This is a genomic window from Bacillus sp. JJ1127 (assembly GCF_036965845.1).
Taxonomy (GTDB): Bacteria; Bacillota; Bacilli; order Bacillales; family Bacillaceae_G; genus Bacillus_A.
Genome location: NZ_JBALQK010000262.1, coordinates 1 through 9,147 on the forward strand (window position 1 = coordinate 1; position 9,147 = coordinate 9,147).

Sequence of the window (9,147 nt, forward strand, 5' to 3'; positions counted from 1 at the left end):
GATAACGCTTTGTTATATGAGTTGCTAGACCATAGCAAAAAGTTGCTATCAACATTGCAACGAAATTTAATGAATCAACTGAAAAAACATTTGATAGATGTATATCTGAGAGTATTAAAATGCCTATGAATCCAATACATAGACCTATAATTTGGTTACGATTGGAACGTATACCAAATAATAAAATTCCTAAAACCATTGTCCATAATGGTTGGGTTGCATTTAAGACAGAAGCTAAATTACTAGTCATTTTTTGTTCACTAAAACAAATAAGTGTCCATGGAATTATAGTATTTAGTATTCCTACAGCAAACAAAGGTATAAAAGGAATTTTCCCTTTAAAAGACTTGCGGAAAAATGGTATAAGTACAATAAGTGTTGTAGCTCCAAAAGTTGATCGTAAAAATGCTACTACCAAAGGATTGAAATCTGCAACTAAAATCTTGAAAAAATAGAAAGATCCTCCCCAAATAAGGCTTAACATAATGAGTGCAAAGTATAATTTACGTGACATGTTTTCCCCTCTTTACTTTTTGATATGTATTGCTTTTTATCTATATATTATATGGATTTATTTTACAAAAATAGAATATAAAACCAAGCAAAAGAACCGCCATTTGTATGTTGCAGTTCTTTTTAATCATCATAGCTCTATATAACTAAAGTTTCTTTACTTGTTTAAAAGGTTTCAGGATGTACTAATAACATCTCTAATTACTAACTTAGTTATATCAGCTGGAGTAATTGGGATAACATCGTGTAAACAATGAGCTTCATCCCATAATAAGGGTACCGCCACATACCCATCAACCTAAGAAAAAATTAATACCCCTAAAGCAAAAAAACGCCATTCCTTCGAAAGAATGGCGTTTTTTCAGTAGATACTGCCCTAAACTTTTGACATAAATGATAATGTAAAATGGTTATTTCCTATGTCCCTCCATCCCCTTATAGTAATCAATCTTTTCTTCAATTTTCACCAGGTTATCCTTCAACTCTTTCATCTCTTTAAGGACTTTGTTTTGATGTATTTCTAACAATTCTCGTCTAGCGCTTATTGTAGGTTCACCTTGACTTCGTAAATCAGAAAAAAGTTTCATGTCTGTGACTGACATTCCTGTTACTCTTAAACGGATTAAGAAATTGATCCAAGAAATATCAGCTTCCGAATATTGACGATAGCCATTAATATCTCGGCTCACCTCATTAAGCAACCCAATTTTTTCGTAGTAACGTAAAGTGTGCACAGTAAGCTCTGTTATTTTTGAAATTTGTTTAATAGTATATATATTTTCCATAAATTTCATTATAGCACAAAGAAAAGGGGTTGCTTTAGAGTGCACTCTAAGGTGTAACGTTTAATCAAGAGTTACTTTTTAATCAATTGATACTACGTAACATAGACGTACTAAATGATTAAAAAACTTAAATTGATAAATTCTTAGGAGGCAAATGCAATGAGTAATGAACGTTATCAGCGTGGCTGGCAAAAACTTATGGAAGTAGATGGAGAGGGTGGGCAACATGTTATAGATTCATTAAAAGATATTGCTCCTGATCTCGGTAAATATGTTGTTGAATTCGCTTTTGGTGATATCTATCCTCGGGAAGGATTAGACCTCAAACAACGTCAATTGGTTACAATCGCATCACTAACTACACAGGGTGGCTGTGAACCACAACTTAATGTCCACATTAACGCGGCACTTAATGTTGGTCTCTCACCAGATGAGATAGTGGAAGCCATCATGCACTGCATCCCTTACACGGGCTTTCCACGAGTCCTTAATGCAATCTTTGTGGCAAAACGAATTTTTGAAGAACGTAAGCTGAACTTAGGATAAGATACTATTAATGAATAAGCTCAGTCAAATCAATTACCTTATTTTTTTATAATAGGAAAGGTTGGTGCTTTTTTATAAATCTTTCAATTTCAGATGAATTTAACCTCTTTTCCAAAGAACTACAACACTGTTTATCTCCTTGAGCCCTTCAAGAATTTGCGAGAGAGGTTGAGCTTGTGAAACGGACTAGTAAATATCGTGCTCAAGAATGAGTAACTCTGTGGGTATGGCTAATTCAAAAAGTCGCGAGTACTTCATTAACGCAATTATGTAGTAATTTAGAGTCTTCTACAGGGGTTTTGATGACCCCTGAGGGACTCAATCAACGATTTAATCCCTCCCTTCAACATATTTTCTCTTCCTTTCTCCAATGCTTGTTGCCAATATTCATCTTCAATCCACTTGTTTTCTAAACAAAAAACAACTCTTATTCAAACATCACCCCAACAAAAATCCTCGTTTCAATGAATCTCTTGGATCCATTACAAATTGGTGGAATCCCGTAATAAACGCCTGACCAGTCACTTTTGGAATAATTGCTCCATATTCGCCTACTTTTGTCACTGACAACACTTCTCCAGCAAATTGTCCATCCGTAATGCATTCATGGATAAAACTTTCACCTTTCTGTAGAACCCCATTTTCAAAAAGAGTGGCAAGTCTAGCTGAAGTACCTGTGCCACAAGGAGAGCGATCTACTTGCCCATCCGCAAAAATGGTTACATTTCGTAAAGTGGCCTCTTTTCCATTTGGTTGATCTGAAAAGATAACGCCGTATATTCCCTTTAAATCTTCTTCGAGAGGATGTTTTACCTCCATTTGACTTTCAATGTAGTGTTTAATTTTCCCGCCCCACGTTTGAATAGCTGGTAAATCTTTAAAATTTACTTTCAAGCCAAATTCTTTACTATCTACAACAGCATAGAAAGCTCCTCCAAAAGCAATATCTACTTGAAATTCATAGCCATCAATTTTTATCGGAACGTCCTTTTTGTAAACAAAAGAAGGAACATTTTCAAATGATACGGATTCTACTTGGTTTCCACTGTATGTTGCATATGCGATAACCTCTCCTGCCGGGCTATCAATAATGAACTTTTGTTTTTCACCTGTCACTTCGAACATACCAGTTTCAATTCCTACCATAATTACCGCAACAATTCCATGCCCGCACATTGTACTCCAGCCTTCATTATGCATAAACAATACCCCAAAATCCGCATGAGGACTTGCAGGAGGCGTAATAATACAACCATACATACCATGATGTCCTCTCGGTTCATACATAAGAACTTCGCGAAGATGATCCAAGTGCTCCATACAATAAGCTCGTCTTTCCAACTGTGTGTTTCCTTTTATCGCTGGTACTCCGCTTGTAATAATACGCAGTGGCTCCCCCGCTACATGTGCGTCAATTGTTGTGTACATTTTACTAATGTTCATTTCTTTCCCCTCCAGTATCTTCATCCACTTATCCCCTGAAATCTTTGTAAGTGTCCTACTATTTTATCTGCAAGTATTATGCCAATCTAACAGACGCTTACTATCACGAAAATTCATTGCAGTTTCCTGAAAAAGGTGTATCCTTTTTGCAACACTTTTGTCTAGGAGTGTATATTTTCTTTGACATTCCTATCCATCAACTTAAAGTGTATTTTTATATATACCGGTCTTAATTGAGCGGGTTTTGTTTTAAATACCCCTGTTTCGAATTCTTTTCTATATATTTTAGTTGGTAACTTAAGACGTGATAAATAGTATTCTTGCTTATCCTGAATAGACTTAAAATCTTGTAAACGAAAATATCCTAAGGCACGAATATAGGGGTACAGCCAACGTACTAACATGTAGCTTTGAAATAAAATTTGTTCAAAAATACCCTAAAATCCATAATTTTACAATAAATTAAAAGCATCCATTTTGAAAAAAGATTGATCAAAATGGATGCTTTTCTAGTAGATTTAAGATTGGTTTTTATAAAAAAGATTGATCATTTTTTACTTATGTTGTTCAATCATAGCGCACTATAATGGAAGATCGTTTCTTAAAATTCTATATAAAAAGGTTGTTTGTTTTCATCCAAACTGTATTCAATTCTTTGTCTGAAATTCATAAAAGTTACCATTTCTAAAGCTTGCTCAATAGGATAGAACCCTACTTCCAAACTTTCTGGTGTAGTCGTTAATTTGCCTCCAACTGGTTTAGCTAAAAACAACGTATTACATATTGAATGGTTCACATTTTGGAATACTCCACAAAATTTTAAAACCTCAATATCAATACCTGTTTCCTCTTTAGTTTCCCTTATTGCAGCATCTTTCAGAGACTCTCCTTCTTCAACTTGTCCACCTGGCATTTCCCAACCTCTTCTAGGTCCCTTGATTAATAGAATTTCTTTTTGTTCATTGATTACAATAGTCGCTGCTGAAACTATATGTTTTGGCGGTGAATAAATATTTTGTGTGATTTGTTCCAATTGACTTCCTCCATTTCTATAAATTTAGTATGTTTATCTTTATACAGCAACCTTGCTCTTTTCTGGAATAACTTACTATTTCAAAGTGAACAATCCAATTCCCTTCCTTATTCCAAAATATAGTCCAATTGCAGAACAAAAAAATCCTGCATCAATACAGGACTTTTGATCAATCTTTTTTATAAACGGTGCAACTTTATTACAAACGGTCAAACTTTATTATAAATTTACATAACATAAAACCCACGTTAAGTTTGCACCGTAACAATACTGTACGTTTTTGTTACGGTGCTTTGCTTGAAGCGCATTACTAAGCGACTTGTTGATTTAACCATACACACAAAGATAAGAAATGGTGTCCGTGGCACTTACGTTTTCGTTTCATCCCGCCTACTTCTATAGCTAATTGATTAAGTGTAGCGGGAGACATATATCGATATAACTCTTCGGCCAATAAAGTAATTATTGTTTTTGGTTCATATTCATAAAAAGCACCTCACCCTTTCTCATTAACATAAGAGAATAGTAACGTGCTTTTAACTTCAAAAATAGTCTAAACCCTTAAGTTGATGGATGTGGGGCCGCACCCCAATATGCTTGGATTAAAATCATTGCAAACAGCTAAAAAAGTGATTGCTGGAATAGAAGTTATGCATATAATCAAAAAAGGACAGACTCCCCAAGGTGAGAAGTCTGTCCAAAAACAGATATATCTTATTCATGATTTCTTTGGCTTAACAACATAAAATTCAATTCCACTAGGAATCTTTCGTTCTTTTTTCATATCCCACTATTTTTGCACCAGAACCAACAATAGTGAATTAGAATAATGACTTAATACTTGCTAGGACAGTAAGTATACCTATAACAATGACAAATACATTGCTCGGTTTCCCTTTGTATTTAGCTAGTACTGGTACTTTATAGATCGCATACATTGGTAATAGACATAAGATAGCTGCAACTAACGGACCACTAAGGGCATCAATGATTCCAAGAATACTTGGATTTGCATAAGCAACATACCAGCATGTTAATACGACAAAAGTAAGGATCATTGTCTTAACTGTTTTTTCTCCCATATCTTTTCCGCGTTTTTTACCGACCTTGATAATCATGTCACGCATTACCTCATATGCTCCTATATAATGGCCAAGGAAGGACTTTGTTATAGCCACAAAAGCAATAAGAGGAGCTGCAATAGTGATTATAGGCGAATTAAGCTCATTAGCAAGATATGATAGGATTGACAAGTTCTCTGCTTTCGCCATTTTCAGATCATCTGGAGTCAAACTCAAGGTACTGCTCCAAACAAAGAACATAACAACAGCGAATGTCATGATATAACAAGCTTTTTGTATTTGAGCACATTTGGCATCAGTAGCTTCTATTCCATAGGTAGCTCTCTGTTTCATAACAAATGATGAAATCATAGGCGAATGATTGAATGAGAATACTATGATTGGTAGTATCATCAATATCGTTCCAAAATATCCTGTGCCTGTTGAAGCAGTAGAAACACTTGAAAAACTAAGCATTGACGTATTCCACTGTGGAATCAAAGATATTGCGATAAAAAGTAGAGAAGCTATGAAAGGATATACTAGCATGCTCATTATTTTTACAGTGATATCTTGACCAAAATTTAGTATAGCTATAAGACCGAGTACTAATACAAGTGATAAAATGGCCCTTGGAGGCTCCGGCATGTGCAATTGATGCACGATAAAACTACTTGCAGTATTTGTAAGTGCAACCGAATACATCAGTACGATAGTATAAATTGAGACGAAATATACTATGTTAAAAATTATACTTGCCTTATTTCCGAAATACTCTCTTATTGTACCTGTAATCCCCTCATCAGCAGAATTGGAAGCGTATATCATTTTAGCAAGCGCCCTATGTGAGTAATACATAACAGGATATGCAAGTATGGTAATTAACAGTAATGATAATAAACCACCTGAACCTGCATTAATAGGTAAAAAGAGTACTCCTGCTCCAATTGCTGTTCCAAAAAGGCTCAATGCCCAGGTAGTATCCTGTTTATGCCACTTTTTAGGGTCTGGATATTTCTCATTTTTTACTGCAGTATTTTCAGCTTGAAATTCTATTTTTTTTGCAGTATTCCCATTCATATAATAATTCCTCCTTGTATCCTATTCTTACGTCTCTTTTTAAGGCCTAGGAATATAGATAGACCATTCTTGAAAAATGAATTGCTTACACTTACAAGGTGCATCGCATCGTGTGTCCAACCTGATGGATTTGTTAACGTTTACAAAACATTTCAATTGTATATTAACATACTTTATTTATATAGTAATATATTTTATTGATAATGGTTCTTAATATACAGACATCCTTAGGAGAACAATAGAGAATAGAATTGTTAACTATTTCACAATATTTCCAATAACTGTTTATCGCTTTAATTGTTTCTCTCCAAAAATTTTACTTTTAATGGCAATCCCTGTAGGTGTGGCCGCAATTCCGCCTAAACCTGTCTCTCTTAATTCGCGAGGCATCTGTCTTCCAACTCTATACATCGCTTCAATAACTTCGTCAGCATTGATGATATTGTTTACGCCGGCTAATGCGATGTCCGCTGCTGCTAAAGCATTTGTCGTTCCAATGGCGTTTCTCTTTACACAAGGAATTTCTACCAAACCAGCGACCGGATCACAAACTAAACCGAGTAAATTTTGTAATGCGGTTGAGAAAGCTTCAGAAGATTGCTGCGCTGTTCCTCCGGCGGATTCTACCGCTGCTGCAGCCGCCATTGCTGAGGCACTGCCTACTTCAGCTTGACATCCTCCGTACGCTCCGGAAATACAAGCATTATTTGCGACTATCATTCCAAATAAAGATGAAGTAAATAGAAAATGGACCATATCTTCATGACTTAACTGCAACGTATCTTTAATACTAAATAGGACTCCCGGAATCGTCCCACTCGCACCTGCTGTTGGAGTTGCACAAATAGCCCCTAATGAAGCATTTACTTCATTAACACCGATAGCACTTTGAATCCCTAACACCATCAAATCTCCAGAAAGAGTTTTTCCATTTTCTCGATATTTTTTTATTTTAACAGCATCACCCCCGGTTAAACCGGTCGGAGAAAATACCCCGTCGCCCTCGATACCTTTATTTATGGCATTTTCCATAGTCGCTAAATTCTTTTCCATTTTACTCCAAACTTCTTCATAAGAAGTTTTAGTTTGTTCGATTTCCTGTTCGATTGCTAATTCATAAATTGGCTTTTTCCTTTTATTAGCTGCATCTACAATTTCTTTTATGGTCATATACATATTTTTTCACCCCTTAATGTAACTAAAGAATAATGATATTAGCCATACTGCTTGAACTTCTCAATTCCTTCTGAGCATCACCAGGCAATAGCGAATCCAAAGCGAATGCATATAAATATTTTTCGTTTTCTTCTAAACTATGAAAGTTGTTAATTTCCACATCATATTGTTTAAAGATCCTGCGTAAGATAAATTCAAAGTCAGCGCTTTCGGAAATCGCAATAATAACTGGCAATGGCCCCTGCAGATCTAAGCTAAATCCGTCAATTTCAACATGTTTGACTTCAATTAATCCGCCGCCGACCGAAATACCCATCGTTCTAATACTTCGACTTTCATCCTCTACATATACATCTGCCGTATTTGGATGACCAGCAGGACTATCACCTGCTTTCTCAATAAAGGTAATGTCAATTCCTTTAGATTCTGCTATTTTAATAGCATCTGGCACTTTGCTGTCATCAGCAGCAAATCCTAATATCCCAGCAATAATTGCAAAATCAGTTCCGTGTCCTTTATGGGTTTCAGCAAATGATTCATAATACTTTACCACGACTTTTTTTGGAAGACCTTGAAATAATTTATTGGCAACTGTTCCAATAGCTAAAGCACCTGCAGTATGTGAACTTGAAGGACCTATCATTACCGGCCCAATCACATCAAAACAACTTTTGTATTTAACAACTTTTTTTTCTTTAATAGATGCTACATTCATGTTCATATAAGCACCCCCATAATTTATTATTTTTAATTGCAGTTGAATCTAAGCTATTAGAATGACCAATTCAAAATATGTTCCAGCCTTTATTTTCTGCAATTACATTTGTTCCAAAAATCAGAACAGGTCAATCTATTAAAATGTCAGCTTGAGAAAGAGGTTCAATTGTAATAAAAACTATACTAGAATTATCACAAAATTTCATTTTCTTAAATGAGATTTGGCCGATAACGCTTCCATTTTCATATTGAATAAATTTCCCTTCTGAACACACACCTTTCTTAGCGTAATCGTATCGGCATGTCCAATTTTAGAAGATTACTTGCGAGGTCTTTAGAATTTTCGCACCAGAACCAGGTTTGATATTTTCTCCGGAGGTAATAGATCATCTCTCGACGCCCTCATTATAACTTGTATATTTATGAATTTAATGATTTTTTATTTTTAGAAAGATTGAATAAACAGAATTTTGAATGGATAATAAATTACACTTGGCATGTAGCAATTGTGTCCATTGTTTGAAGCTGTATTAGTTAGTAGAATAGCAAAAATAACACAGAGTTCCTTTGATTAACACATTGATTATATTGGAAAATCATTATAAAGATACTTATATTTTCCTTTGTTGAAACATCTTATTTTAGACGTGAAAGCTGTTGTAATACATGGTTAATGTAGATGGAAAGGAATAAATTAAGGAAATATAAAATCCATTTTGATTATTTATCATTCATATTGCATTTATATACATTTTCAGAAAAAAGAAACTTCTTTTTCTGATATTATTACTTT

Annotated in this window: 8 protein-coding genes and 4 pseudogenes; 3 read left to right on the plus strand and 9 right to left on the minus strand. The window is 34.8% G+C overall.

Annotated features, from left to right (window positions below; translation table 11 throughout):
• Together V7183_RS21680 and V7183_RS21685 are read right to left on the minus strand one after the other, a co-directional pair.
• Positions 1-514: DMT family transporter (locus V7183_RS21680; RefSeq protein ID WP_335360795.1), on the minus strand; the 514-nt coding region annotated here is incomplete at its 3' end.
• Positions 515-923: 409 nt separating this feature from the next.
• Positions 924-1,298, minus strand: a complete 375-nt coding sequence (locus V7183_RS21685; RefSeq protein ID WP_335360796.1) for a MerR family transcriptional regulator — start codon at positions 1,296-1,298, stop codon at positions 924-926.
• A gap of 159 nt (positions 1,299-1,457) precedes the next feature.
• On the opposite strand from V7183_RS21685, the gene V7183_RS21690 reads away from it, so the two are divergent.
• A complete protein-coding gene (locus V7183_RS21690) occupies positions 1,458-1,844 on the plus strand; it encodes a carboxymuconolactone decarboxylase family protein (RefSeq protein ID WP_097898208.1) in 387 nt (128 codons plus the stop codon).
• Positions 1,845-1,918: 74 nt separating this feature from the next.
• A pseudogene (locus tag V7183_RS21695) lies at positions 1,919-2,212 on the plus strand (IS4 family transposase); the annotation flags it as partial.
• Between the two features lie 70 nt (positions 2,213-2,282).
• On the opposite strand, the gene V7183_RS21700 reads toward V7183_RS21695, so the two are convergent.
• The 4 genes and pseudogenes from V7183_RS21700 to V7183_RS21715 form a co-directional block, all read right to left on the minus strand.
• On the minus strand, positions 2,283-3,287 hold the full coding sequence (locus tag V7183_RS21700) for a proline racemase family protein (protein WP_335360800.1): 1,005 nt from the start codon (positions 3,285-3,287) through the stop codon (positions 2,283-2,285).
• Positions 3,288-3,487: 200 nt separating this feature from the next.
• Positions 3,488-3,667: pseudogene (locus V7183_RS21705) on the minus strand (IS4 family transposase); the annotation flags it as partial.
• Positions 3,668-3,888: 221 nt separating this feature from the next.
• A complete protein-coding gene (locus tag V7183_RS21710; protein ID WP_035431940.1) occupies positions 3,889-4,320 on the minus strand; it encodes an NUDIX hydrolase in 432 nt (143 codons plus the stop codon).
• A gap of 313 nt (positions 4,321-4,633) precedes the next feature.
• Positions 4,634-4,806: pseudogene (locus V7183_RS21715) on the minus strand (IS4 family transposase); the annotation flags it as partial.
• Positions 4,807-4,910: 104 nt separating this feature from the next.
• Between V7183_RS21715 and V7183_RS21720 the strand changes: the two are divergent.
• A pseudogene (locus V7183_RS21720) lies at positions 4,911-5,066 on the plus strand (IS6 family transposase); the annotation flags it as partial.
• A gap of 75 nt (positions 5,067-5,141) precedes the next feature.
• On the opposite strand, the gene V7183_RS21725 reads toward V7183_RS21720, so the two are convergent.
• The 3 genes from V7183_RS21725 to sdaAB form a co-directional block, all read right to left on the minus strand.
• The gene (locus V7183_RS21725) at positions 5,142-6,461 is read right to left on the minus strand and encodes an amino acid permease (protein ID WP_335360797.1); all 1,320 of its coding nucleotides are present in this window, start codon (positions 6,459-6,461) and stop codon (positions 5,142-5,144) included.
• A gap of 285 nt (positions 6,462-6,746) precedes the next feature.
• Positions 6,747-7,637: an L-serine ammonia-lyase, iron-sulfur-dependent, subunit alpha gene (sdaAA, locus tag V7183_RS21730; protein WP_335360798.1), complete on the minus strand. Its 891-nt coding sequence runs from the start codon at positions 7,635-7,637 to the stop codon at positions 6,747-6,749.
• 22 nt (positions 7,638-7,659) lie between these two features.
• Entirely contained in the window at positions 7,660-8,358 is a 699-nt protein-coding gene (gene sdaAB, locus V7183_RS21735) for an L-serine ammonia-lyase, iron-sulfur-dependent subunit beta (RefSeq protein WP_335360799.1), read from the minus strand.
• Positions 8,359-9,147: the final 789 nt, after the last annotated feature.